Here is a 26,088-nt window from a genome sequence, read left to right as displayed (position 1 = left end):
CTCTTTGGCTCCGGACGTGCGCCCACCGCGTCCCGGTCTATTTTCACTATCCCGGAGGCGAAATCAAAGACTAGTATACATCAACCGCATACTAGCATAACTTATTGGTAATTTTCAACGGATTGGTTTGGGACTATAGTAATCTCATTAGCAAAGCGAAAGGTAGGATGAGTTAAATGGCAAATGTCCCAACAATTAAATTAAACGATGGTCATGAGATGCCACAATTAGGCTTCGGGGTCTTTCAGGTTCCCGATTTAAAAGAATGTGAAGACGCCGTGGTGGCCGCCTTGCAAGCCGGGTACCGGTTACTGGATACCGCGACGGCTTACCAAAACGAAGAAGCCGTTGGCCGTGCCATCAAACGCAGTGGCGTGCCCCGCGACGACATCTTTGTGACCTCGAAGCTGTGGGTGTCTGACTTCACCTACGACCGGGCCAAGCGGGGAATCGATGCTTCACTGGAACGCTTAGGCCTGGATTATTTGGACTTATACCTGTTGCACCAGCCTTATGGCGACACGATGGGGGCTTGGCGTGCACTGGAAGAGGCCCAACAAGCCGGTAAGATTCGCTCGATTGGGGTCTCTAACTTTTACGCCGATCAGTTGAAGAATCTGGAGTTGACCATGAACGTGAAGCCGGTCATTAACCAGATTGAGGTCAACCCGTGGTACCAACAACCCACTGAGGTGGCGTTTAACCAGGGCGAGGACGTTCGCGTCGAGGCCTGGGCACCATTCGCCGAGGGTAAGCATGACATCTTCACCAATGAAACGATTGCCGCGATTGCTAAGGCACACGGCAAGACGGTGGGGCAGGTCATCTTACGGTGGCTCTTGCAGCGCGGCATCACGGTGATTCCTAAGTCCGTACATGCAGAACGCATGGCGGAAAACATCGACGTCTTTGATTTTGAATTGAACCCCGCAGAAATGACCACGATGGCGGCGTTGGACCGGCAAGAAAGCCAGTTCTTTGATCACCGCGACCCGGTCACGATTGAACAAATTTTCGGTTCTAGTTTAAAACAATTAAAGGAGTAAGATAATATGACAACGACACCAACGATTAAATTAAATGATGGTAACGAGATTCCCGCAATTGGATTTGGCGTTTTCCAAATTCCTAGCGACGGGTCCACTTACAAGGCCGTGACGGAAGCGCTCAAGGACGGTTACCGCCACATTGATACGGCCGTGGCCTACTTTAACGAGGCCGAAGTTGGCCAGGCTATCAAGGATAGCGGTATTCCGCGCGACCAAATTTGGGTTACCAGTAAGCTTTGGCTGCAAGACTTCGGGTACGAACCAGCCAAGAAGGCCATCGATTTATCCTTGAAGAAGTTGGGCCTGGACTATTTAGACCTTTACTTGATTCACCAACCCTATGGTGACGTGGTCGGCGCTTGGCAAGCCATGGAAGAAGCCCAGAAGGCGGGCAAGATTCGCTCAATTGGGGTCTCTAACATGACACCGAAGATCTGGAACCACTTTGTGCCTGACTTCACGGTCATGCCAGCCGTCAACCAGGTTGAATTCAACCCGCTATTCCAGCAACACGCCATCCGCGAAATCATGGCGGCCGACGATGTGAAGCTGGAAGCCTGGGCACCCCTGGGTCAAGGCAACCAAGCGTTGTTAACTAATCCAGTGATTGCCAAATTGGCTGAAAAGTACCACAAGGACGCGGGGCAAGTTATCCTGCGGTTTGAAAACCAACTGGGCGTCATTGTTTTGCCTAAGTCGGTGCATGCCGACCGGATCAAGAGTAATTTGGACATCTTTGACTTCACATTAACGGCCGATGAAATGAAGCAGTTAGAAGCCTTGGATACTGGCAAGGGGAACCATGATCCCGATGCCCCAGGCGTTGAACAGATGTTAGCGGCTTACGATGTGCACGCTGACGACTAATAGTTAATTAAAGGGAACTGACCGTGAATGGGTCGGTTCCTTTTTGGATTCCAGGAGAAATTAATCACGCGCTTCACCAGAATGGCGGGGCGAGCCGTCACAAAATTTGTTATAATTGGCTTCATTGTGATATGAACGACCTGGAGGAAAAATGACAAAGAAAGAGTTTCATTTAAAAATACCCGCAGAATTCAGCGACCAGCTGCACTTGAAGGAAGATACGCCCGTCAAATTGGTGGTCAAGCGGGACCGGCTGGTGGTGCAACTCAATGAACCCCGGCAACAATTATTTCAAAATCGGGTGCTGCTGTGGCCGGTGTTGACGGCGTTAGTGGTCAGCCTAGGATTCTATATTTTTTTACGGCTTCAAAGTATTCATACGGTAAAACTGGTGGGCAACTACTCGTTAGCGACGATGATTATTTTGTTGGGGGTTAGCATGGGGACGCTCTTGTTCGCCGGATTCTTTATTCGCGACCGCAAGAATCCCCACACGCATTTTAGCCAAAATATCTACTGGCGAAATTTCCCGGTCATCGTGTTGTCCTTTGCCCTGATTCTGGGATTGGTACTGACTGGAAGCATGTGGCTGCTGGGCGTCCTGTTCAAAGGGGCGAGCTTCGGCCGGGTGACGGCCAGCCTGATTCTGTTTGCGTTTGGCGTGGTGACCAACTCGGTGATGATCTACTTCGCCCTGGTGGTGGATGCCGGCGTGTTGTCAACCGTGCTGATTCTGGTGATTATTAGCGGTGTGGTCATTGCCATGGCCGTGAACAATCAGAAATACTGGTGGCAACATAACCTAAGCTTCTTGGGAACTAATGGGGCGGCGAGCGGGTGGCAGTTCAACGCCACACTGATTTTCTCGGCGCTACTGATGATTGCGTTGATCGATTACCTCTTCGTTCGGCTGCATGAGGTCTTTCCCAAGTCGCGGCAGTTGTTGGTGTTGCGGACACTGCTGACGCTAACGGCGCTGGATTTGGGGATGGTCGGGGTCTTCCCGAACAATGCCAATTCACATGAGCTTCACGACCAAGTCGCCGTGTTATTGGTGTACTTTATCATTGCGCTTATCGTGGGTGTGCGCTGGCTCTTGCCAGATATTACCAAGGATTTCCTGTACCTGTCGGACGGTGTCGGCGTGGCCCTGGTGGTTGCGGCGCTGCTGTTTCAGGTGTTTGGCTACTTCTCCCTGACTGCGTTTGAAATGATGGCGTTTGTTTTGGCGTTTGGTTGGCTGTTAATGCTGCTGGACCGGATCGAAGCGTTGATTGATGTGGGAACCGAGGGTGTCTTAGAACGTGAAAACAACGAAAAAAATGGTTAATGCCGGTTGGGGCGTTAACCATTTTTTTCGTTGTTTGTGTTTACCGATGATTCAGAACCGTCATCTTCGTGGGCATCGACCGGACTTTCTTCATGGCGTGGTCGGCGTTGAGTTGCTTAATGACTTTCGGCAGGGTCGTGGTGGCTGTCTGATCCTTATGAAACGAGTGGACGATCATGCTGTCGTAGGTGACCTTGTCGCCACTGAGTGAAAACCAGTTGGGTGCTAGATTCTTTTCCGCGGACGTGATGTTCATGTCCGACCAGACCAGGTAGCGAGTGGGATGTTTCTTGGCAAAATGCTCGACCTGCCAGCCGGCCTGAAAGTCGTTGACCTCTTGCCACCGCTGAAGCTTGGTGTCCTTGATGGCGTAATAGATTAGACAACTGTAGGTGAGCTTGGGACTGGCCTTCAGTTCGGCTAGGGTGAGTGGCGGCGTGGAGTGCTTAGCCGCCCTTTTAGTTGACTGAGATTTAGCTGTGGATGTCGTTGTGGTCGAAGCGTTGTGGTGGGTCCAAACCAGGCCGCCAACAAGCAACAATAAGACCACAGCACTAGCGGCAATTAGCCATTTTTTCAAAATCATCATTCTTTCGTAGATTAGCGTTTAGTTCTCAGTGTACGGGAATCAGAGATGGATGACAAATTTGGGCAAGAAAAAACGACCGAACGGGTTTAGGCGTTCGGTCGCAACTTAAAATCTAGTTTAGTACCAGTGGTGATGTTGCCAGAAGGACTTTGCTTTCGTCCAAGAACCGTAACGACCAGCGACGTACTTGTTGGCAGTCTTTTCTTGGTTGACAGCGGATAAGTCACCGTGCAGGTAAGACTTCAATAATTGGTAACGACCATAACAGTTACCGTTACGCGCACGGTAGCTGTAACGGGATTCGCGGAAGGCAATCCAGTTTTTGGCGGCCTTTTGCTTCTTGGACAGGCCGGAGTTGATTTGGGCGATTTGCTTCTTTTGGTTAGCAGACAGTGTTGCGGCTTCAGCGGTCACACTAGGTTCTGAAGTGAAGCTAGTGGCAACATTGGCGATCATGCCGAATGAGAAGCCGAAAATTAATAAGATTGAAGCTAATTTGATTTTAAATTTAGTCATATTTTTTTAAACACTCTTCCTCGTTTGTTAATCTCTACCCTGTAGGATACGCGATGAATGTTGCAATCGTGTTACTACGCAATTAAAAGGGCGTCACAAGCGAGTAAAGTTATATGACGTAAACTCCGGATACATAGGGGTTACGATACCCCCTCAACCTAGATGGCTCTAAGCATGTAACCGAATTTATACAAATGTTTCAATAGTGAATAGGAAGACTTATTAGCAGTCAATAAAATCTACCGGATTAATCCGAAATAGCCAATCACGATGATTCCGAGGACGATTCGGTACCAGCCGAAGGGCTTGAAGTCGTTGTTTTTAATGTAGCTCAAGAGAAACTTGATCGACAGGTAGGCCACAATATAGGAAACGATGACCCCGGTCAGGAGGACAATCACTTGGCTGTAGGTAAAGGTGTTGCCATGGATGAAGTATTTGAGAACCTTCAACGAGGAGGCACCAAACATGGTCGGAATCGCTAGGAAAAAGGAAAATTCGGTGGCCACGTAACGGGAGGCGCCAATCAAGATAGCGCCCAGGATGGTGGCACCTGAACGGGAGGTTCCGGGCACCATTGCCAGCACTTGGAAGAAGCCAATACTAATGGCCAAGGTGAGGGGCAACTGGTTCAAGTCAGTAAACCGCGGTATCTTGGTCCGATTGTAATTTTCAATGATGATAAATAAAATACCATACAGGATTAAGGTCGTGGCGATGACTTGCCAGCTGGTCAGGTGGGCATCCATCCAATCATTCAGCGGCAGGCCAATGGTGACCGAGGGCAAAACGGCGATGATGACCTTGACCCAGAGCGTCCATGTTTGTCGGCGTTCCAGTTGATTTTTACTGCGGGCCCAGGGATTCAGCTTGGTGAAGTAGAGAACCAAAACGGCCAGGATGGCGCCTAATTGGATGACCACCATGAACATGTTGATGAAGGCCGTGGGCTCGTCTAATTTGATGAATTCGTCGGCGAGGTACAGGTGACCGGTGGAACTGATCGGCAGGAACTCCGTGACCCCTTCGATGATACCGAGAATAATAGCTTTAATAATATCTAACACAAGAAGACTCCTTTTATGTAGAAGAATAGTAATCTCTAGTTTACGGGAGTCGTGTAAAACTCTGATGATGGTTCAGTAAAAGATTGGTAAATGAAAAAGGCCCACAACCAATTAACGTTGTGAACCGCAAGTTTAATCATTTTCCGAAGCCAAGCCCCGCAGCGCCGTGACCTTGCGAAAGGCAAAGACCGACCCCAGGAAGAAGCAGGCCGCCAGCGTGGCCGCGATGGGTAGGGTGTGAAACATATTTGTCGGTAAGACCAACGCTAGTAAGGGAAACGCGTAGGCGGCTGGCAGCTTGATGCGTAACAGTTGCAGCAGGACAAAGACCAGCGGCAGCGCAATCAGCGTCGTTAAGAGCCAGGAGGCCAAGACCAGGTGAATCAGGACGCCCAGGGTTGCGGCGCCAGCCAGGGCAATGATCTGTTTGATGGCGAGCTTGCCGGGATAGGTGGGCATCTGAGAGACCTCGAAGAAGACGACCAGTACCGGCGGAATCCCTGCCATTTGCGGGAAACCGGCCAGCCAGACCGCTGCGACCCAGACGGAAGCCACCAGCGTGAAGCCTAACATGTGGGACACGTGGAGTGGTTGGCCCGCTGGCTTACCGCGGTAGTGGCCCTGCAACAGAACGCCCACGGTCAGCGACAGCGTGAAGACCAGGATGGCCACGATAAATGACCAGTGGGTGGCGTTGATGATGATGGGCAACAGGCCGGTCGCAAAGGACGGTGCCAGGGTTGAGCGCAGAACGCTAAGCAACAGTAAGATGAGTAACAGCGTCAGGTAGACCTTTTCGGCGTAGGTGATACTCAGTTGGTTGACCAGAAAGCCAATCACGGCAGTGCCGGATGGGGCGAGGAAGATTTTAAACGGCTGCGCGATCCAGCTACTATTATGGTAGATCCAGGTGCCGGCCGTTAACGCGCCAATTTCGGGTAGGATGATTTCGTAGTCGCCGAGCAGGGTGGCAATGGTGACCATAGACAGGACAAAAACGAATCCTATCAGGTAATCTCGGACTTCGAGTTTAGTTAGTGACATGGTGCAGGGGTCCTCCTTAGCAAATGACTTTATATATAATCGGAATTTTTGAATAATCGTTTTTGATTATAGCACGTTATTCGTTTGTTTTCAGGTCCGGCAAGTCATGAAAACGTTGCCATCACAGCGTTTTAACTGGATTTCTGCCGGGCTAATCGCAACTGGGACGGTGTTTTTCATTTCGATGACAAATTCAAGAAAACTAGGCGGACAAGTTTCATCGTCTAAAAATCGGTGTTCACCCGATAACAATGACGAGAAATAGTTTGTTATTTAAAATACCTTACGATTTAAACGATTTTAGTGTATAATAAAAACTATTGAATATGTTCGACAGAAAATGTTTCAAAGTAAATCGAAGGAGTGAGTAGACATGCGGGTAACACAATGGGGCCTAGGACTAGTAGGGTTTATTGTGGCAATGGGGATTGGTGCCAATGGGGTGGCCTACGCCGACGCGGACTTAGACAATGCTTTAAACACGGCGCCCCAAGGGATCAAGATTCAAGATGCTAGCGACAGTAGCGCAAATGTTTTTACGCCCGGGACGGCTTGGAGCAAACAGAAATTCAATCAGTCTAAGGTAGTCGATGTTCCCGAGAGTGCCGGCGTCTCCGGAACCCAAGCGGTCGAGGTGACGAATGGCGCTGGCCAATCCGGTGCCATTTGGTCCACGGACAACAATCCCTTTCCACTGAATTCCAAGCACGTGCAGGAAACGGCATCGATGTGGATGTACTTCGGCAATAAGCAGAGTGCTGGGACCGCGGGCGAGGGGATGGCCTTCGTCTTGCAGAATGATAGCAATGGATTAGCGGCGACGACCAAGTATCAGACGGCGTTTTTAACTGGAACGCACTATCCAGGGAGAGAGCCTAGGTGTTTGGGGGGCGAGCTACATCGGCAATATTTCGCCTGACGCGGTAGCGAAAACAGCGATTCAGCACAGTTGGGCGATGGAATTTGATACGGAAGCTAATAAGGCGGCTAATAATGCTGCAGATTTCAGTAATTCATTTGATAATATTGCGAGTGTTTCCGGCGCCCACATTGCCTGGAATTATCCTAGTGATTCCAAGACATATATCTCTGACTCCAGCATTTCATCTCCTAATATGTTGCACCGGGGAGCTGTGAACAATCTAAGTCTATCCGATGGTAAATGGCACCACATCACCCTGACGTGGAACGGGTACAACACGATGACTTACACCATCGACGACAAGGACCCTCAGACCGGTGAGGCGTTGAAGGGTCAGGGGGCCGACTTTAGTTTGGACCCTGGTGGTCAAGTCGGTTTGGGTAATGACCCAACCACCATCACGACCACGGACTCCGGCGAAACGCGCTGGGGCTTTACCGGGACGACGGACTCGTCTAAGTGGGAAAATAACTTGGTAATCTTTGAACAGGTTCCCGGGTTGGTCAACGCAACGGCGAAAAACACCCTGACCGATGTCACGACTGGCAAAGACATTGCCAGTGGGGACAAGGTCAAGTCGGACGATAAGGTTAGTTTGACCTACAATCTGGGGTACGTCAACGGCCGGCAGGACTGGAAGAACATTGTGGCTAAGCTTAGTCTGCCGCGTGACCTGACGTTTAGCCAGGCAACCGTCAGCTATGGCGCCACCCAGGTAGCGACCATGACCGGAGACAACTTAGCCAGTCAGCTAGCCAAATACACGTTGCCGCAAGACTTGAGTAGCTCGAATACAAAAGCTAGCATTACGCTACAGGGGACGGCCGATGACGTGACCAAGGAAACGACCGTGCCCGCCACGACCAGTAATTTTGACGGCACGAATGACATTCTGAGTACCGATACGGTGCCGTTTACCCTGACACCGAACCGCTTGATCTCAATCCACAAGCTCAGTGGCGACCCGGTCAACGTGCAGCCCAACCAGGACACTAAGGTGACTGGGACGGTGGTCATGGACAATATTCCTGATGACTACGATTACCGAAACGTTACTGTGACGGGAACCCTCAACGGTAAAACGCTGACGACCCAGCCGGATGATGAAGGGGAGTTCAATTTCACGATTCCCGCTGCCGACCTGACCTCGGGCAGTAATTCACTAGCGGTGAAGGCGACCGACGAGGAGGGCAACAGCTCCGACACTGCCACCTGGACGCTGAATATGGGCGTGCTTCAGTTAGCCAACGTTTCCGACCAGGCGAAATTCACCACCAAACTGACTGGTTCGGCGCAAGATGTTGAGCCGGATGCGGGGTGGACCATTAATGTGGTCGACACCCGCGGCACCGGGAGCGCGTGGACCTTACAGGCCAGTGCTACAGCTCAGGCGACCACGCCGGATGGCCAGCTCTCGGGGAATCTAGTTTATAAACGCCAGAATGGCACCGAGGTCACGCTGAATCAGACGCCACAGACCGTGATGACCCATACCAATACGGCGACGGATACGGGCACGACGGACGTGACCAGCAGCTGGGGCCAAAAGGCCGGGATGCAGGCGCAGATCAACAGTGATGCCCTTGTGGGCGACTATACGATTGTCGTCGGCTGGCAGCTGATCGATGGCGTTTCCTAATTTCAATAAGAGTGAAAGGGTCTGGAACGTATCCAGGCCCTTTTTGTCCCTTAATGGTTATTGGGGTATACTAAAGTTGGTTATGATATCGGTTTCAAAAAATAGTGTTAAGGAAGTAAGCACATATGAGCACAACTAAAATTGCGTTACACCAACTGATTCAGTACCGCGACCAGCAGATTGCTAGCAAGGCCCTCAGCCGCAAGTTAGGGATTCAATTGCCATTTGTGGCCTATGCCATTGCGGCCGGCGAGAGCATCAGTAGTGAACAGTCCGACCGCACCAAGCTGGTTCAGGTGTTGGACGGCACGCTGACGGTTCAGCTGGCGGACCATGCAGAAACGGTGGCGTCAGGTGAACTGCTGGTGATTCCCGCCGGCACAGCGCACAGCTACGTTGCTGAAGAACGTTGTCAGTTTATTCAGATGGAAACGAAGTAGGAGGAAAAATTATGGCATTTGTTAACAAGTTGAGCCCACGCGAGGTTTTGGATTTACGCGAACAGATTCCGTTGGATGAGGACCAAGTGAACAGTCGGACCCTGGTCCAACGCGACGACCTTGGCATTACCCTGTTTTCCGTGGCGACCGACCAGGAGATTGGCGGTCATTCCGCGACCGGGGACGCCATGCTCAATATTTTAAGTGGGGTAGCCGAGGTCACGATTGAGGACCAGAAGTTTACGGTACCCGCTGGCCATTCGCTGGTGATTCCCGCCAACGCCCGCCATTCCCTATACGCCGTGGAAGGTTTCCAGATGTTACTGGTGGTTGTGAAGCCGCAGACAAAGTAACAGATGTTAAAAACAACCAAGCGTGCGTCGGCTACCTGATTTTTGACGCACGCTTTTCGTGTGGTTTGGGGTATACTAAAAAGAGCAATCAAACCATCAGGAGGAACAACATGATAGCATTAAAATCACAACGCGAAATTGCGGGGATGCAGGCGGCTGGTGACATTCTGGTCGGCCTCTTCCACGAGCTGGAAGACTACATCAAGCCCGGCATCACCACCTGGGACATCGACCACTTTTCCTATGAATACATCGTCGGTCACGGCGCTACTCCGGGCGAGCTCAACTTTGAGGGCTACAAGTACTCGACCTGTGTCAGCGTCAACGACATGATCTGCCACGGTTGCCCCAGCAAGGATATTCTGGTTCACGAGGGCGACTTGATCAAAATGGACACGGTCATCGACTACGACGGCTACCTGAGCGATGCCTGCCACGCGTTCGTCGTGGGCAAGCCATCCGCCGAGGTTGAAAAATTAATGGACGTGACGCTGAAGGCCCTGTACAAGGGTATCGACCAGGCCGTTGTCGGCAACCGTATCGGCGATATTGGCTTTGCCATTCAGGACTACGCGGAAAACCAATTGGGCTACGGCGTGGTGCGCGATTACATCGGTCACGGCATTGGGCCGACCATGCACGAAGACCCAGACGTGCCCCACTATGGGCGTCCCGGTCACGGTACCCGGTTGAAGGCGGGGATGACCATCACCATCGAACCCATGATCAACGTGGGTAGCGAGGAATGCAGCGCGCCCGCCGATGATGGCTGGACCATCCGCACGGTCGATGGCAGTCTGAGTTGCCAGTACGAGCACACCATCGTGATCACGGATGACGGGCCGAAGATTTTGACGTCATTTGACCATGAACTGGATGCGAAATACTTGTTGAAGTAAGCGAAAGGACCGATTCCTGTGGGGAGTCGGTCCTTTTTTAGTCGTTTTTTAGTTGGAAATATTTGCGAAATTAAACAGCGGTATACCCACCATCAACGGTGAATTCGGACCCGGTCACGTAGTTGGATTCATCTGAACCTAAGTAGACACAGATTTCACCAATGTCCTGGGGCTGACCGACACGCTTCATCGGAATCGCCGCGGAGACCTGCGCCACTTGGTCGCTGGGGCCACTGGTCATGGGCGTGTTGATGACGCCGGGATGAACGGAGTTGACGCGGATGTTGTAGCCCTTGGTCGTGGCGTCGATGGCGGCGGCCTTGGTCAGCATGCGGGTGCCACCCTTGGAAGCGGAGTAGGACGAAATCAGGGGACTGGCGACCATGCCGGCAATGGAAGAAATGTCGATGATTGAGCCGCCATGGGCCTTCATTGCCTTAATGGCGTGCTTCATCCCCAGAAAGTTCCCGGTCAAATTGATATCGATAACGCGTTGCCATTTGCTGAGCGTAATCTCATCAAGCGGCTTCATTTCGGGCAAAATCCCCGCACAGTTGACCAAAATATCCAGCTGACCATACTTGGCCGTGATGTCACCGATAATGGCCTGCCAGGTGTCCTCGCTGGTGACGTCCTGCTTCACAAATGACGCCTGGTCGTTGGCCTGAACCAAGTCTTTCTCGGCAGCGCTTTCATTCAAATCCGTCAAAATAATCCGTGCACCTTCACGCAGGTAACATTTTGCAATGCCAATCCCAATGCCACCGGCACCCCCGGTAATCAACGCGGTTTTATTCTGTAAACGATCCGTCATACCCAAGACCTCCTAAAATTTTAGACCTTAAGTTTATGTTATCACAATGGGGTGGACGCACGTAAGCCAACCGTCAAAAAACGCGTGACCACAGCCGAATAGGGCTAGGGTCACGCGTTTCGTGTGTGTAAAATTAGTTACGTTTGCGCCGGAAACCCAGTGCGCTGGCCAATCCCAGTAGGAGGACGCCGAGTTGGGCGATCCAGGTAGCGGGTTGGTCATTGGTTTGTGGCAACGTGGTGGCGTTAGTGCCGCCAGCCAGTTGTTTTTGCTGGTTCTGTTGGTTGGCGTTGTTAGCGTTGGCGTTGCGAGCCGCGGCCTCACGCGCAGTCGCTCGTTCAGCGGCTAACTGGTCGGCTTGGGCCTGTGATAACACGGTTGCCGGATTAGCTTGGCCGTTCTGATTTTCCAGAGCCGCGGCAGCTTCACCACCGGAAAGGGGTGAAGTGTTGACGGTAACGCCCGTCTGAATGCCTGGGGTGTACTGTGGCTCACCGATGGCTCTGATTGGCGGATCCTTGATTGCAACTCCCTTGACAGTGACTGGCGTCACAGGATGAACCGTCTTCGCTGGTTTCGTCGTTTTGACTGGATTAGTTGGCTTGACAGGCGTTGTCGGTGTGGTTGGCGTTTCACCGTTGTCCGGCGTGGTTGTGCCGGTGTTGGTGCCGGAACCACCAGTGGTTGGGGCAGGGTCGATGGTCAACGTGACCGGGTCAGAGACGACATCCAGTTTTGTAGTCGGGTCGGTATAGTGGTAGATGACGTTGTAGGTGCCGGGCTTACTGGTATCGACTGAAGAACCGTCTGCGTTGGTAACGGTGATATCTGAGTCGGTTGGTGTGACTGGAGTGCCATTTGCAGCGGTTAATGAGGTGATAGCCTCTGCTGGTGACCACTTTACGCCAGCAGTTGTATTCGTATTTTGTGCGACGAGTTTACTCTTACTTGTCACCTTAACCGTAGCAGTCGCAGGGTGGCCTGTTCCTGCTGAGTCCGTATACGTATAGGTGACGGTGTAAGTTCCTGGAACATCTGTATTGACCGTACTACCGAGACTTTCATCAGGATTCTTCACGGAAGTAACTTTTAGGTTGCTTGCGGATGGTGTGAGTGGCTGTCCATCGATGTCTGTTAAGTTGACGACAGTATTGGGGTCCCAGTTTTGGCCCACGATTAGTTCAGTTGGCTGAGAACTAGTGCTGATGCTAGCTGAATTAGTAATCGTGATAGTGGTTGAGATGGGTGCCGCATCAGTTCCTGTGACATTGCCTTGAGCATCTTTGTAGCTGTAGGTGACAACATAAGTCCCCGCCTTTGAGGTGTCAACCTTAGATACTAGACTGCTAGTCGCGTTCCCTTTAGGCGTGAAATCTATTTTGACAGTCAGATTACCTTCGCTTGTTGTAAGTTTAGATGAGTCAGCATAATCAAGTCCTGTTGGGGAAGTGAAATTAAGATGTTCTTTAGAAAGTGGATTCCATGTGCCAGTGGCAGCGGGAATCGTTACTGCGGGTGCTGTCGGGGATATACTGGTCTTGATGGTGTCGATGTAGTACACGAACGTTTTACCATTAACAGTAGATGCGTTTGAAATCATGCTGGTAAGCGCGAAAGTTGATTGTTCTGGCAAAACAGCATCATCACTGATGGCATCTGAGGTGCCAACGTAGCGTAAACTTGGTATCCAGTACGTCTGTGGCTTCATGTCGAGTGTTTTGACACTGTCAGGTGCCAAGGAGTATCTTCTTGAGAAGAATGTAGCAGGGTCGGTTGATGCTTTCGGGTCAGAAGTCTTATCAGCAGGATTGTAACTACTGCCAGCTACCCCGGTTGCAACGGTGATAGGGGCATTATACGACGTAGCATTAGTCGTCGTTCCAGTTTCATACACTCTATAGTAGTCGATAACTTTGATGAAAGCATAGGTGGGGGTTTTGATGTAGCGATCATTGGTCATCCCAACGACGTATTGATCAGGATACGCAGTATTTGATGATAGGCCATCAGTTGAGAAAACTGTGTAGTCGGGGTCGGTAGGATACGCGTCTTTATTAGCACCAATCCCCGCTAAAATAACATCATTACTTATGGTCGTGACACGAGTGCCATCACTGTTAGTGGCACCATTATTGGCCGTAATGCCTTTAATGGCAGTATCATCAGTAGTTTGAACTATTGCTGTTAAAGCAGGTTGTCCAGGTTGCCCGCTAGGCCCACTAACAAGCCGCATATCGGGCTCAATTAAATGAGCATTAGCATCTGGTTGGAAATAGAAGACTTGGCGCCCATCTGTCGTAGGGGCAAGCTCAGAAACCGATAATGAATCAATTGAGACGTAGCCGTCGTTAGTCAAATCAGCCACGTATTTATCGGCACCAGCTTGCATGTTATCAACAGTAGAGGTGATTGATACGGGCAGAATAACGTAGAAGTTAAAAAGTTTCTGACCAGCAGTCCAGTGGTCGGAGACATAAGGATATAACTTAGCTGGGGCATAATAATTATATGGCAGGTAGCTTCCTTGTAAGTTCAAATAAAAGTTAGATAATCTGCCAAGAGTGAAGCTACTATCAGTGGTTGTTGCGTCAGTATTATCGGATTCGACGACAGGCGTAACAGCTGTGTGCGCAAGGGAGGCTGGCGCTAACCGCAGCTTCATTAGTGAATCGACAGACTTCTTCACAGTTAGGCCACTGGAAGCCAGAACGGCGGAAGATTTGCCTGTTTGTGCTGGAATCTTTAAAGTGTTTGTACTAGTTGATGAGTCAGCAGGCGTGTTATTAACCTTGCTGGTATTTAAAGATTGTGTGGTTGATTGAACGCTAGAGGTACTTGTAGCAGTAGCGTTTGCGGGAGACTCAGTTTCTGAATTCTGCGTAGTGTTCTTTGAATTAGTTAAGTCAGAACTATTTGAGTCCTGTTCACTAGTTCCGTTAGCAGATGAATCAGTTCCCTTACTAGTTGTGGGAGTGGTCGTTTCATCGGCTTCGCTAGTCTTGGTGTCATCGGTGTCGGACTTGGTAGTTGAAGAATCCGTTGATTTCGGAAGAACAACAGCCTTGCTGTCGGTAGAACTCGTTTCCGATTCAACTGAACTGTCTGTTGCGTCTGAATTAGTGGTTGCAGTCGTATCTGCCTGAGCAGAGTTGGTAACTGCCAGACCAGCCACCAAAGATACCGTGGCCAGCGTGCCAACTAGCCAGAATTTTCCAGCCTTGTAAAGCTTGTAATGGACCTTGGTCGTGGTCGGTGTGTGTGCTTGTTTCATAAGAGTCTGCTCCTATCCTACACAGTGGCCGTGGCAGGGGATGTCAGAAGCAGATCCGAGAAAACGGACGCGGTCGTGTGTTTCATTGATAGTTTAATAATAACATAAAACAGTTATATTAAATGGTAGTTAATTGGGGAAACCGATTACCCCTGTTGCCGGTTTAGCTGTCGGCTAAATAATAGATTAAAAATACACCGATAGCTGTTATGACGCGGAAAATGGCAGTTACCTATTACCTTTGTGTGACCCTTTTCACTTTAAGCAAAAATGCCTGAAAAGGGGCTGAAAAGTCAATGGACTGTGACTTCTCAGATTTTAAAAAAAGTAACGGAATTGACAGTGGCACTGATTATAAAAATTGTAATCAGACGACTACAAGACCTTTACAGCATTTACATCAAAAATCTACAGTAGCTTGTTATCCTGATTTCGGAGTAAAAATTAGGAGGTAGATTATGTTGAAATCTAAGTTACGGTTAGGCCTTTCGTTGGGAACTTTGCTGGTCACGCTGGGGTTGGGTGCCCAGGTAGTGGCCACACCCGTTCAAGCGGCTACGCACGCGGTGACGACTAGTGCCAGCACCAAGGCCGGTTCACAGATCAAGCTGAAAGGCGCCGTCAATGTTCGTGACCTAGGCGGCTACCGGACCAAGACGGGTAAGACGGTCAAGGCTCACATGCTGTTGCGGGCAGCGGCCTTAAACAAGCTGACCAAGGCGGACGTTCAGAAGCTGAAGAAGACTTACCACGTCCGGACTGATATTGATTTACGCTCCAAGGCAGAGGCCGCCAAGGATCCCGATGTGAAAATGTCAGGCGTGAACTACGTGTTCGACCCGGTCGTGAAGGATGTTTCCCAACAGTTTTCCCTGACTAGCAAGGATGGCAACAAGGTCATGCAAGACGGCTACAAGGCTATGGTCATGACCAAGCAGGGACAGACGGCCTACAGGAAAATGTTCAAGGTACTGTTGAAGAACCCCAAGGGCCAAGCAGTGCTTTGGCACTGTACTGCCGGCAAGGACCGGACGGGTGTCGGGACGGCCTTAGTCTTGACTGCCTTAGGTGTAAACCGTAAGACGGTTATGAACGACTATTTGTTATCGAACAAATACCTGGCTGCCAGCAACAAGGTTGCCATTCAACAATTGAAAGATAAGGGCGCAGACGCCGCCACCATTAAGATGATGACTGACATGATGAGTGTCAAGAAGTCCTATCTGAACGCGGCCTTCTCCGCCATCAACAAGAAGTATGGGTCAGTAGACAAGTACCTGCAAAAGGGCTTAGGACTGACAAAGGCAGATCAAACGAAGCTGCAGAGGCTTTACCTGAAATAAACAGTGGAGCTAGATTGATGGATCTTGAGAGAACTTTTTACAGATTCGGTCAAATTTCCCTTTGACTTTTCCTGAAAGCAAATGCTAAACTAAACACAACTTAATAGTGCGTATAATTAATCAGCACGCCGACACCCTCATTTTGTGGAGGGAGTCGGCGTGCTGATTTTTTACCACTAAACTTTGAAGGAGTGTTTATTTTTTGGAATTTCAACAACGATTACCCCAGAATCTGAAGGAAACAGTTTTATTTATGGCAATTATCTCGCTGATTTCGGTCAATCTGATTGCGCCCGTCATTACCGTCCTCGAAGTCGGCTTCTCACTGAGTCACTGGGAAATGGTTTTCCATCAGTTGCCCTTGCTATGGATCAGCGTGATCATCCTGGTTGTGCTCACGCAACAGCCTGCCAATAAGCTAGCAAGTTACTTTTTAGGTGAAAATGCCAGTTTTCGCTCGGCCATGCTGATTACAGCGATGTGCAACGTCTTTTTGATGTCCTTGGTCCTGACGATTCTGGGTACCTGGATTGGGACTAGTAGCGTGACCCTCGATCCCATCATCCATTTCTTTGCCAAATGGCCCCGTAACTACACGATTGCCTTGGTTGTGGAGGCCTTTATCGCCCAACCAATTGCGCGGAGTGCCATGGCTTGGCTACACCGTGGTCAGGTAACCACCCCCTCACAATTGTCCTAAACAAAAAACGCTCGCTACCTGCTAAAAAAAACAGGTGACGGGCGTTTGTTGGTTAATCTGGCAAGATTTGAACACTTTGTAACTGTTCACCCACAACCGTCATTTGGAAGGGGCTGGTGCCGTTAAAGCCGTTGCCACTAACGGTTAGGTTGACCGTCCAGCTGCCGTTGTCATTTTGGGTGGCATCGACGAGTTCGAAGTGGGATTGCTTGCCGATGTTATCGGTTTGATTCCATTTCGCAATGCCACTGGGGCCGTGGTATTCGGTACCCCAATCATTCAGGACAGCGTCGGCGGTGAAAAGGGCGACGAAGCCAGTTGAATCAGCGTTATTAGTGGTGGTGATAAAATTCGTGATCACAGTCGGAATTGTCATAGTGTGTGGTGCCTCCTCAAGTTGAATTTAGTTAACCACTTCTCCTGGTGGGGGTCAACACTTGTGGGTTAGCTATATTAACGGGTTAAATCAGTGAGGTAGTTTGTTCGGCGTGAATAGAGTAGTGGGACGATTTGATTTAGGCGAAACAGACTCAAAATATCTGGATTGATGGACTTGTGCTTGCTAGGCGTGTCATTCAAAAAAACGTAGAACTTAGTTGGTCCAGGAACAATTGGCCGTGTTTGCTCAATATCAGCTAACGTGGCTTTAGCTAGTAAGGAATTGTTGGCGCTACTCAAGACTTTGATGAGCTTGGCGGGAATTTGGTTGATCCCGGGAATAGAAAAATCAAATTTATGGATCAGGCCACTTTCGCCAACATAGGCCATGTTTTGATTGGTCCGAATGTTATTTTCCGTCAGAAAATGGGCAACATCTTCTAGAAAAATTGGAGCGGCTTCGGTTGGTGCTAAGGTGAACATGTCATTGATGAACAGAATTGCCTGAAGTAAACGGTGCTTCGCTTCAGCAAAATGACGACGGTCACTGTGAACGACGAGGTCGCCATCACTAAGCTGAACGCCATAAGCAACTAACTGGTTGTGGAATAGTTTTTGACGGTGGGATGGTCGCGAGAAGGTAATGCCATGTGCGGCCAAATTATTGAGCGTCCAACCATCATCTGTGAGGAGAATCATGTTGTCTGACTGTTGCAGGGCATACATGACAATCTCATCATCAATTGCGTCGGTGAAGGGACTGTCAATGCGAACGGTTCCCGGACCGAGCTGTTCAAAGGTGGTATTCGAGTCTAGCCAAGATAAATAATCTTGGTTCAATGAATGTGCATTAAGCATTAGGCAACACCTGCTAACTTTAGATTGATGTAGGCAACGAATTTGGTGATAGCGGTAGTTAGATTGTCATTTTCAATGAAGGGAAAAGCAGTTAGGGCGTGAGCGTAACTCTCTTGATTCTCCGGTCGGTAGACGTGAACGTGACTACGACCAACGAGTGTCCCGTCTTGGTTATGGTGGCGAGAACCATTGATGCAGAGCCTGAGGACCTGCTGATTATCAGTAGAAAAACGGATGTGCAAGCTGTATTTGTTTTCAATATTTCCGCGGTAAATTTGAAGCTTATAGCCTAAGTTATGCAACTTGTCGACGATAACCTCAGTTCGCCTGAACTTACCGGAGACTAGGGGATACAATTCGGGATGAGTCACAAAATATTTTATCGCAGTAATTAGAATCTCAATATCTGCTGAAGTCAGTTGGTCAGTCTCCATGTGGTTGCTTCCCCTCTGTATTGGCGGCCATTTAATATCACCTCATCATAGCATGTACGGAGGGGCGGAGGTAATGATTTGACTAACGAAGTTGTTGTAGGTGGTTATATTCAAAAAACATCAAGTTGCGTGATTGGCCTATACCTATTGCCCATCCCATGGTACACTAAACCTAAACCACAGAGGGAGCGGATTACCTTGTACAAGATTATCACCAGCGATTTAGACGAAACGCTACTGCGGAAGGATGGCACTATTTCTCAGGCTAACATCGACGCGATTGCGGCGGCCTCGGCCAAGGGCGTTAAATTTGTGCCCAACACCGGCCGGAGCTTTTTGACGGTGCAAAACCTGTTGAAACAACTTGGCCTGTACCAAAAGCCGGGCGAGTACGTCGTGTCTTACAACGGTGGCGTGGTCGTGGAAAACCAAGACAATCAGGTTATTGTCAGCAATCAAATGCCGTTTGCGGAAGCGAAAAAGACGTTTGAAATCATGACGCAGTTCGACGTCGACATCCACGTCTATACGCTGGACCACTTGTACATCTATCGGCCTCGGGCAGATGACATGGCTTACCTCAAGACGCGTGGCGTGACCTTTGACGAGCTAACCGGGTCCTTTGACCAGTTTGAAAATGATCGAATCATGAAAGTCATCGTCATGAACCCTGACTTGGGTGTTCGCCAGAACGTTTTCCAAGCCATCACCGCCGCGTTTGACGAAATCAACTGTACCTATTCTTCCGGTATCTATATGGAAGTCAATCATGCCGGCGTCGACAAGGGGACCGCGATTCTGGACCTCGGACGCAAGCTGGGCGTTGGTGCCGACGAAATTATGGCAATTGGTGACAACGCCAATGACCTGGGCATGCTGACGAAGGTGGGGATGCCCGTCTCCGTGGCTAACGGGATTGATGAGGTTAAGCGCGTTGCTAAGTTTGTGACGCCGCATGACTACGAGTCCGGCGTAGCAGACGCGATTCAGGAATTTATCCTTTAGTTTCTGACATCGCCTTCGGCTGGTGAAAATGGGCCGTGGCGCTGTGGGCGCACGTCTGGAGCCTGAGAAGCGGTCTCCAGACTTACTTTGAGCCTCAAGAACCGAGTCTCAAAGATAGCAGTTGCCTAAGCGGGAAACCCGCTAAGGCAACTCCCACGGCTGAGCCCATTTTCACCAGCCCTGCGGCTGACACGGGTTTAATTCCTTCGTCAGCTGTTAGTGGTGATGGCGCGCCCTGGTCACTCCTATGACTGGCCCAATTTTTACCAGCCCTGTGGCTGACACGGATTTAGTTCCTTGGTCAGTCTTTGTTGGGTAACATTGTTCACTTGAATTTTAAACTGTTAATGAGGTTGTGGCTGATGCTGCAATCTCTTTTTTATTTGGCAATATGTCATACGCGTCAGCCATTTACGCGTCTTGACAGAACACTTGGAATCCCGTAAAGTAGGGAAACATTCAACAGAGAGGGGTGACAACCCATGAGTATCGATAAATTAATGGCGTGTGTCCCCGCAAACGGACAAGGACGTTTTTCCCTAGATTAACTTTATAAAGGAGAAAAATCTTGAAAAACGTCCGTCAAACAGTCCCTTCCTTGGGATTGATCATTGCGCTGGTGGGATTTCCCCAGATCAGCGAATCCATCTTCACCCCGGTGTTACCGCAGCTTCAGCGCGCCTTTAGCGTGAGCGCCAACCGGGCACAGTTAACCATGAGTACGTACTTCGTCGCCTTTGCCGTCGGTGTCCTGATTTGGGGCCAACTGGCTGACAAATGGGGGCGGCGTCCGGCCATGCTGGCGGGGATTGCCGTCTACTTGGCTGGAAACCTGGGACTGATGCTGAGTCCAACTTTTGGTTGGCTGATTGGTAGCCGGTTGGTTCAGGCGTTTGGCGCCAGCGCTGGTTCCGTCGTGACCCAGACCATTATGCGAGAAAGCTTCAGTGGACTGACCGGAGCCAAAGTTTTTGCCCACACCAGTGCCGCCATGGCCTTAGCCCCAGCGCTGGGTCCCCTAATTGGGGGAATTATGCAGACCTACTTTGGCTACCGCAGCGTCTTTGGCACGCTGGTCGCGATGGCCGTGGCCGTTGGGTTGTATGCGGGGACCTGTTTACCCGAAACACAGCCGGTGACGACAAAGGTCAAACGGGTCAATCAAATGGCCCTGCTACGGCACTTACTGACAGATCCGGTCGTTTGGGGTTACGGCTTGTTAATCGGTGGTATCAATGGCGTATTGTTTAGTTACTATGCCGAAGCACCGTTCATCTTTATCAGCCATTTTGGCTACTCCGCCGTGCAATACGGTTGGCTAGGGTTGATTCTAGCCAGTGCCAGTCTACTCGGTGCCGTGCTGGTCAACTGGCTACTGAATTGGATAACACCGGAACAGGTGGCCCTCGGCGGCTTGTTATTCAGTGTCGTTGCCAGTGCGGGGCTAGTGGGCGCCGCTTACTTGGATCACGCGGGCCTCTTATTAGCGTTTGTGTTTCTCACCTTTCTCGGGCTCAACGTGACTTTGCCCAACGCCTTGAATCGCGCGCTGGTGGGGTACGAAGCCGTGATGGGCAGTGCCAGTGGCTGGTTCAGTCTCGGCTATTATTTAATGGTCAGCGCTTTGACCTACGGCATGAGTTGGCTCCACAACGGGGCCGTTGAAACGCTGCCGTGGTACGTGTTGGTCTTATGTAGTGGCATGCTGGTCGGGTTCGTTTGCCTGGTCCAGCGGTCGTCACAAGTCTCTATGCAAGAAGAATAATTGGGGTGCCCCGCAGTTGGTCTGTTGACCAATGCGGGGCATTTTTATAAATAAATTTGTAAGACGTCCGGCCAGAAACCGCGGTATGCCGGTGATATACTGGTGCCGAAGTTTAGTGAGGAGGCGTAGCAACGTGCAGAAAAGATTGGCAACGGTGGCGTTCACTGGTCCCTTAAAGCTCAAACGGGAGAGCGTCGCGCCGAAGACAGTTGAGGTGGTGGCCGACGTTGATTTGACTACCGGGGAGGTCAAGCTGCGGGTCAGTGATCGCGATTTACAGAAGCTGCGACAGGACGCGGAACATAGCGTGCGGTGACAGCATAAACGGGGCTAGCAATCAGGACGATTGTTAGCCTTTTGGTTTTCTCGGAATAATTAAGTGAACGTGCCAACGTTAGCGAGCGACTGGGGACGATTGGGCGCGATGACTAGAATAGAATCAGTTGGTGATGAATCAGTCAAAGTTCGTTAAATTATCTTTTACTATCTTTTTTAGCCTGAATCTGGTATAGTCATGAATGTAATAGTTAACGTTTATCGTTTATAATTATTTTAATGTTCGGATTTCATAGGAGGAATCGATTGTGGATAAATTCTTCAAACTTAAGGAATCGGGGACCACTGCCGGCACTGAAGTTGCGGCCGGCGTCACGACCTTCTTTGCCATGTCCTATATCTTATTTGTGAACCCCACCATCTTGGGGCAAACGGGAATGCCGCAGCAAGCAGTCTTTCTCGCAACAATTATTGCTTCTGTCGTCGGGACACTGGTCATGGGCCTCTTTGCCAACGTGCCCTATGCGCTGGCACCCGGGATGGGGCTGAATGCCTTCTTCACCTACACCGTCGTTATGGGACTGGGTTTCAGTTGGCAACAGGCATTGGCGCTGGTTTTCTTCTGTGGCATTATTAATATCATTATCACCGCTACCAAGATTCGGAAAATGCTGATCTCAGCGATTCCGATTAACCTCCAGCTGGCCATCAGCGGGGGGATTGGAGCGTTCATTGCCTACGTGGGACTGAAAAACGCGAACTTTCTCCAATTTACCAGCGATGCCAGCAACATCGTGTCAATTAACGGCAAGGCCTTTGACGCCACGCAAAAGGCGTTTGGCCAAGGCATCGGCTCAGTCGTCACGGGTGGCGGCATTGTGCCGGCGCTCCAGGTCTTTAACTCACCATCATTGGTGCTGGCCTTGATTGGTCTGGTCATTACGGTCATCTTTAAAGTTCGCAAGGTGCCGGGTGCCCTCCTGATTGGCATCTTAACGACGACCATCATTGGGATTCCCATGGGGGTCACCAACCTGCATTTGGCCAGTGGCTTTTCATTTGGTGCGTCGGTTCATCAGCTGGGAACGACCTTCCTGGCGGCCTTTTCCCATGAGGGGATGGGCTCATTATTTGCGGAGCATAATCGGGTTATCCTAGTCCTGATGACGATTCTATCGTTCAGTTTGTCCGACACCTTCGACTCCCTGGGGACCTTCATTGGGACTGGCCGGCAGACCGGAATTTTCTCCGGCAAACGGGAGCTTGAGCTGGAAAGCCAACCCGGGTTTAAATCAAAGCTGGACAAGGCTTTATTTGCCGATTCGATTGCGACCGGCGTTGGCTCCATCTTTGGGACGTCTAACCTGACGACCTACGTGGAAAGCTCCGCGGGGATTGGGGCCGGTGGCCGGACGGGGTTAACCAGTGTTGTAGTCGCCGTGCTATTCTTGGCCAGCTCCCTGGCTTCACCGTTACTGTCGATCATTCCGACGGCAGCCATTGCACCATCCTTGATTCTAGTGGGAATCATGATGATGAGCTCCCTCAGCAAGATTCCGTGGCACGATTTGAATGAGGCGATTCCGGCCTTCATGACCACGTTCATCATGGCCTTTGCCTACAACATTACCTATGGGATTGCGGCTGGTTTCATTTTCTACTGCATCGTCAAGGTGGTCCTGGGGAAGGCGAAGGACGTTCACCCGTTGATCTGGATCGTTTCGATTCTGTTTGTGATTAACTTTACGGTACTGGCTTTGGTTTAACCTAATTTGAAATGCGACGTTGAATGGCTACGGCTGTTCGGCGTTTTTTTAATGCAGACCTTTTCTCACGTTTTCCCGTGTTCAACCTATTTTTGAGGTGTACAATTAATTTGTTAAATTAATCCACTGGAGGAATTGTATGAAGTCACAAATGAGATTAGGTATGACGGTCGTTGCGTTGGCAATGGGATTGGCAATTGGAGGGAATACCACCCAAAATGCTAGTGCGGCAACCTGGCATCGGGGAACGCCGAAAGCACTGCGGGGAAAGTGGACGGACGGTAAGAAGGAGGCAGTCTTAAATTATTATCCTTTCATTATCGTTAAGCCTAAGGAGTTGAGCGAGAGTGGCATCGATCCAGTCATCAACAAGCACCTGCACTACCGTCACAAAAAGGGGAGTCATATCTATGACGTTAGAGGCCACGAAACGATGTACAGCCACGGCAAGCTGGTCAACTATTACCGATTTAAATTAAGTAAGACCACACGGAAACATAAGTCCCATAAAGTTAAGTTCTACATTTACAAGCAGAGAGGGAACGGCCAAGATTACCAGGCAAAGAAGGCCAAGTACGGTCACTACTTCTACAAGTAAAGTGCTAAAAGATGTGCCCCAAAATTACTTATGTTCAATTTGATTTCCTTGATGTATGATTAACCTTGTAAAAGCAAATAATTCACCCTGGGAGGGCTTTTCATGAAGAACATGTTGAAAGTAGGAACCACTGCTTTAGCCGTTGTTGCTGGATTAGCCATTGGCGCCAGCACCACCCAATCCGCCAATGCCGCGACTTGGCACAAGGGGACGCCGAAGGTTTTGCGGGGCAAGTGGGTTGATCCGAAAAAGGATAAGGCTTTAGACTATTATCCTTGGTTTACGATCAAATCCAACGCCTTGTTGTTGCCATTTGTTACGAATAAGAACATGACGTATCAACACAAGAAGGGCAGTCACGTTTACTACATCAAGGGGCACGAAATGGGCTGGACCCATGGCAAGTTGGTGAACTATTACAAGTTCAAGGTCAGCAAGACCAACCGCAAGCACAAGTCCTACAAGGCTCAGTGGTACGGCTACAAGCAGACCGGTGAAAGCGTTCAAACCTCACCTAATAAGCACCCAACTTACGGTCACGTTTACTATAAATAAATCACTAAAAGTCCGCTTCCGGCGGGCTTTTTTCACCCAATCGGTGTGCCCAGAAATTATTAGGTCAATCTAGTTGCGCCCCACAACTAGATAGCCTAGAATCAACTTAATTGGAAACATTGTCGGGGCAGAAGAGAGTCGAAGGGAAGATTGCGCTGTGAAAATTGTCAGACGTTTGTTACTTGCCATTGTTTTGGGAATCGTCGTTTTTATCGCTGTCAATTGGCAGCCGCTGTTGACCCAGTTCACCTATTACCGCGCGGCAATTGTGGCCACACTGACGGGCAAGGCACAGTCGGCTACGAGTCAGAGTCAGTCCGGTAATTATCAGGCGAGTGGTTATATCCTGCGCAACACCAGTGACGGCACCACCCAGACCGGAGCGGACGAGACGCCAGTAGAAGAGGCTATGCAGGGACTCTTACTCCAGAAGAAATACTACTATCATTTTGCCAAGAACACGCCGGAGAAGGTACGTGAGGTCTTTACCTACGCCGTCGATGTCTACGATCAGACCGGCATCGTTCAGCTGGTAGCGGGCACCGGGAGTTCCAAGACCAACCAGATCACCTTTGGCACCTATCACAAACGCGAGCCCAAGGGCCAGACGACTATCGAGTACGGCCACGGGGGTCCCCAAATTACGCAGCGTATCAGTTGGCGGGGCATCTTGACGACCAACACGGCTACGGCCAAACTCAACGCCACCTATCCGCACGCGTTCAAACACTCCGTTGCCGTCCACGAGTTGGGGCACGCGCTGGGCCTGGACCACAGTTCGGACAAGTCTTCCGTCATGACACCGTTGGATCATGGCAAGACGCAACTGTCCACGGCGGATTTAGCCAGCCTGCGGGCCATCTATGACAAGGACTAGGTCAACGCTGGTCATCTGATTGCGGGCTAATGTGAACTTGATGATGTATAATTGATTTGTACGCAATTAATTCGAAAGCTAAACATTAAGCACACAAAGAGAAGGGATGCTGTTCTATGGCAACGATTTATGAGTTTACCGAAACGGAAATGAGTGGCCAGACCATTGACTTCAAGGACTATCAGGGCAAGGTGCTGTTGATTGTGAACACCGCCAGTAAATGTGGCCTCGCACCCCAGCTAGAAGGGATTGAGGCGCTCTACCGCAAGTACCATGAGCAGGGCCTTGAAGTTCTCGGCCTGCCCTCCAATCAATTCCATCAGGAGTTAGCGACTGACGCCGCCACCAGCGACTTCTGCCAGATGCATTACGGGGTCACCTTTCCCATGACCAAAAAGATTGCGGTCAACGGGGATGACGAGGACCCACTGTTCACCTACCTCAAGGCCACCGCGGGTCACGGTCGGATCAAATGGAACTTCACCAAGTTTCTAATTGGCCGCGATGGCCAGCTGATCGACCGCTACGCCCCAATTACCACGCCCGAGAAGGTGGAACCCGATATTCTTACAGCTCTCCAAAAGTAATCAAAAACCGTTGCCACCAACGCTCACAGGCGCTGATGACAACGGTTTTCGTTTGGCTAAAATTAGTGATTCATGATCAACATGCCAACGCCCGTGGCTACGATGAGGTAGACAACGGCGGCGATGGCGGTTAACCGCGTGCTTTT

General features: G+C 50.2%; 27 protein-coding genes. 18 read left to right on the top strand and 9 right to left on the bottom strand.

What is annotated here, in order from left to right; translation table 11 throughout:
- The first annotated feature begins 176 nt into the window (after positions 1-176).
- From JUF22_RS03835 to JUF22_RS03825, 3 genes are all read left to right on the top strand, one after another.
- A complete protein-coding gene (locus JUF22_RS03835; RefSeq protein ID WP_203643516.1) occupies positions 177-1,046 on the top strand; it encodes an aldo/keto reductase in 870 nt (289 codons plus the stop codon).
- A 6-nt stretch (positions 1,047-1,052) separates the two neighbouring features.
- On the top strand, positions 1,053-1,916 hold the full coding sequence (locus JUF22_RS03830; protein WP_203643514.1) for an aldo/keto reductase: 864 nt from the start codon (positions 1,053-1,055) through the stop codon (positions 1,914-1,916).
- Between the two features lie 151 nt (positions 1,917-2,067).
- Entirely contained in the window at positions 2,068-3,246 is a 1,179-nt protein-coding gene (locus tag JUF22_RS03825; protein ID WP_203643512.1) for an AbrB/MazE/SpoVT family DNA-binding domain-containing protein, read from the top strand.
- A gap of 40 nt (positions 3,247-3,286) precedes the next feature.
- Here the strand turns inward: JUF22_RS03825 and JUF22_RS03820 are convergent, their stop codons facing one another.
- The 4 genes from JUF22_RS03820 to JUF22_RS03805 all read right to left on the bottom strand — a co-directional run bounded on the left by JUF22_RS03820 (position 3,287) and on the right by JUF22_RS03805 (position 6,462).
- Positions 3,287-3,826, bottom strand: a complete 540-nt coding sequence (locus JUF22_RS03820; RefSeq protein WP_203643510.1) for a hypothetical protein — start codon at positions 3,824-3,826, stop codon at positions 3,287-3,289.
- A gap of 126 nt (positions 3,827-3,952) precedes the next feature.
- Positions 3,953-4,351 (bottom strand): aggregation-promoting factor C-terminal-like domain-containing protein, encoded by a 399-nt coding sequence (locus tag JUF22_RS03815; protein ID WP_203639757.1) that lies wholly within the window; start codon positions 4,349-4,351, stop codon positions 3,953-3,955.
- A gap of 239 nt (positions 4,352-4,590) precedes the next feature.
- Positions 4,591-5,418 carry an undecaprenyl-diphosphate phosphatase gene (locus JUF22_RS03810; RefSeq protein ID WP_203643508.1) on the bottom strand — a complete coding sequence of 276 codons (828 nt, stop codon included), beginning with the start codon at positions 5,416-5,418 and terminating at the stop codon, positions 4,591-4,593.
- Between the two features lie 132 nt (positions 5,419-5,550).
- Positions 5,551-6,462 (bottom strand): hypothetical protein, encoded by a 912-nt coding sequence (locus JUF22_RS03805; protein WP_203643506.1) that lies wholly within the window; start codon positions 6,460-6,462, stop codon positions 5,551-5,553.
- 373 nt (positions 6,463-6,835) lie between these two features.
- On the opposite strand from JUF22_RS03805, the gene JUF22_RS03800 reads away from it, so the two are divergent.
- From JUF22_RS03800 to map, 5 genes are all read left to right on the top strand, one after another.
- On the top strand, positions 6,836-7,381 hold the full coding sequence (locus JUF22_RS03800) for a hypothetical protein (protein WP_203643504.1): 546 nt from the start codon (positions 6,836-6,838) through the stop codon (positions 7,379-7,381).
- A gap of 37 nt (positions 7,382-7,418) precedes the next feature.
- A complete protein-coding gene (locus JUF22_RS03795; RefSeq protein WP_203643502.1) occupies positions 7,419-9,023 on the top strand; it encodes a LamG domain-containing protein in 1,605 nt (534 codons plus the stop codon).
- A gap of 125 nt (positions 9,024-9,148) precedes the next feature.
- Positions 9,149-9,463, top strand: coding sequence for a cupin domain-containing protein (locus tag JUF22_RS03790; protein ID WP_203643500.1), 315 nt, complete (start codon positions 9,149-9,151; stop codon positions 9,461-9,463).
- An 11-nt stretch (positions 9,464-9,474) separates the two neighbouring features.
- Positions 9,475-9,816, top strand: coding sequence for a cupin domain-containing protein (locus JUF22_RS03785; protein WP_203643498.1), 342 nt, complete (start codon positions 9,475-9,477; stop codon positions 9,814-9,816).
- A gap of 110 nt (positions 9,817-9,926) precedes the next feature.
- On the top strand, positions 9,927-10,715 hold the full coding sequence (map, locus tag JUF22_RS03780) for a type I methionyl aminopeptidase (RefSeq protein ID WP_125763677.1): 789 nt from the start codon (positions 9,927-9,929) through the stop codon (positions 10,713-10,715).
- 70 nt (positions 10,716-10,785) lie between these two features.
- On the opposite strand, the gene JUF22_RS03775 is transcribed toward map, so the two are convergent.
- The gene (locus JUF22_RS03775; protein WP_203643496.1) at positions 10,786-11,529 is read right to left on the bottom strand and encodes a glucose 1-dehydrogenase; all 744 of its coding nucleotides are present in this window, start codon (positions 11,527-11,529) and stop codon (positions 10,786-10,788) included.
- A gap of 133 nt (positions 11,530-11,662) precedes the next feature.
- A complete protein-coding gene (locus tag JUF22_RS03770; protein WP_203643494.1) occupies positions 11,663-14,800 on the bottom strand; it encodes a KxYKxGKxW signal peptide domain-containing protein in 3,138 nt (1,045 codons plus the stop codon).
- A gap of 458 nt (positions 14,801-15,258) precedes the next feature.
- Here JUF22_RS03770 and JUF22_RS03765 point away from each other — a divergent pair, with 458 nt between their 5' ends.
- Entirely contained in the window at positions 15,259-16,143 is an 885-nt protein-coding gene (locus tag JUF22_RS03765) for a tyrosine-protein phosphatase (protein ID WP_203643492.1), read from the top strand.
- Between the two features lie 253 nt (positions 16,144-16,396).
- Positions 16,397-16,843 (top strand): DUF2798 domain-containing protein, encoded by a 447-nt coding sequence (locus JUF22_RS03760; RefSeq protein ID WP_236000702.1) that lies wholly within the window; start codon positions 16,397-16,399, stop codon positions 16,841-16,843.
- A 52-nt stretch (positions 16,844-16,895) separates the two neighbouring features.
- Here JUF22_RS03760 and JUF22_RS03755 read toward each other — a convergent pair whose 3' ends face one another.
- From JUF22_RS03755 to JUF22_RS03745, 3 genes are all read right to left on the bottom strand, one after another.
- Complete coding sequence (locus JUF22_RS03755; protein WP_203643488.1) at positions 16,896-17,219, bottom strand: nuclear transport factor 2 family protein; 324 nt, start codon at positions 17,217-17,219, stop codon at positions 16,896-16,898.
- A gap of 77 nt (positions 17,220-17,296) precedes the next feature.
- Positions 17,297-18,079 carry a DUF1828 domain-containing protein gene (locus JUF22_RS03750; protein WP_203643487.1) on the bottom strand — a complete coding sequence of 261 codons (783 nt, stop codon included), beginning with the start codon at positions 18,077-18,079 and terminating at the stop codon, positions 17,297-17,299.
- Positions 18,079-18,513, bottom strand: a complete 435-nt coding sequence (locus tag JUF22_RS03745; RefSeq protein WP_203643485.1) for a DUF6978 family protein — start codon at positions 18,511-18,513, stop codon at positions 18,079-18,081. The genes JUF22_RS03750 and JUF22_RS03745 overlap by 1 nt, the downstream gene beginning before the upstream one ends.
- Before the next feature lie 198 nt (positions 18,514-18,711).
- Between JUF22_RS03745 and JUF22_RS03740 the strand changes: the two genes are divergently transcribed.
- The 8 genes from JUF22_RS03740 (at position 18,712) to JUF22_RS03705 (ending at position 25,942) form a co-directional block, all read left to right on the top strand.
- Positions 18,712-19,518 (top strand): Cof-type HAD-IIB family hydrolase, encoded by an 807-nt coding sequence (locus JUF22_RS03740; protein ID WP_203643483.1) that lies wholly within the window; start codon positions 18,712-18,714, stop codon positions 19,516-19,518.
- A 568-nt stretch (positions 19,519-20,086) separates the two neighbouring features.
- Positions 20,087-21,283 (top strand): multidrug effflux MFS transporter, encoded by a 1,197-nt coding sequence (locus JUF22_RS03735; protein WP_203643481.1) that lies wholly within the window; start codon positions 20,087-20,089, stop codon positions 21,281-21,283.
- 133 nt (positions 21,284-21,416) lie between these two features.
- Positions 21,417-21,599 (top strand): hypothetical protein, encoded by a 183-nt coding sequence (locus JUF22_RS03730; RefSeq protein WP_203643479.1) that lies wholly within the window; start codon positions 21,417-21,419, stop codon positions 21,597-21,599.
- Positions 21,600-21,867: 268 nt separating this feature from the next.
- Positions 21,868-23,325 carry an NCS2 family permease gene (locus tag JUF22_RS03725; protein WP_203643477.1) on the top strand — a complete coding sequence of 486 codons (1,458 nt, stop codon included), beginning with the start codon at positions 21,868-21,870 and terminating at the stop codon, positions 23,323-23,325.
- 139 nt (positions 23,326-23,464) lie between these two features.
- Positions 23,465-23,923 (top strand): hypothetical protein, encoded by a 459-nt coding sequence (locus tag JUF22_RS03720; RefSeq protein WP_203643475.1) that lies wholly within the window; start codon positions 23,465-23,467, stop codon positions 23,921-23,923.
- A 102-nt stretch (positions 23,924-24,025) separates the two neighbouring features.
- A complete protein-coding gene (locus tag JUF22_RS03715) occupies positions 24,026-24,478 on the top strand; it encodes a hypothetical protein (RefSeq protein WP_203643473.1) in 453 nt (150 codons plus the stop codon).
- 157 nt (positions 24,479-24,635) lie between these two features.
- Entirely contained in the window at positions 24,636-25,355 is a 720-nt protein-coding gene (locus tag JUF22_RS03710; protein ID WP_203643471.1) for a matrixin family metalloprotease, read from the top strand.
- Positions 25,356-25,471: 116 nt separating this feature from the next.
- Positions 25,472-25,942 carry a glutathione peroxidase gene (locus tag JUF22_RS03705; protein WP_203643463.1) on the top strand — a complete coding sequence of 157 codons (471 nt, stop codon included), beginning with the start codon at positions 25,472-25,474 and terminating at the stop codon, positions 25,940-25,942.
- Positions 25,943-26,088 lie beyond the last annotated feature (146 nt).

This window comes from Levilactobacillus lanxiensis, from assembly GCF_016861655.1.
GTDB lineage: Bacteria > Bacillota > Bacilli > Lactobacillales > Lactobacillaceae > Levilactobacillus > Levilactobacillus lanxiensis.
The sequence above is the reverse complement of the archived record's forward strand: the minus strand, read 5'-3'. Positions and strand labels throughout refer to the sequence as shown.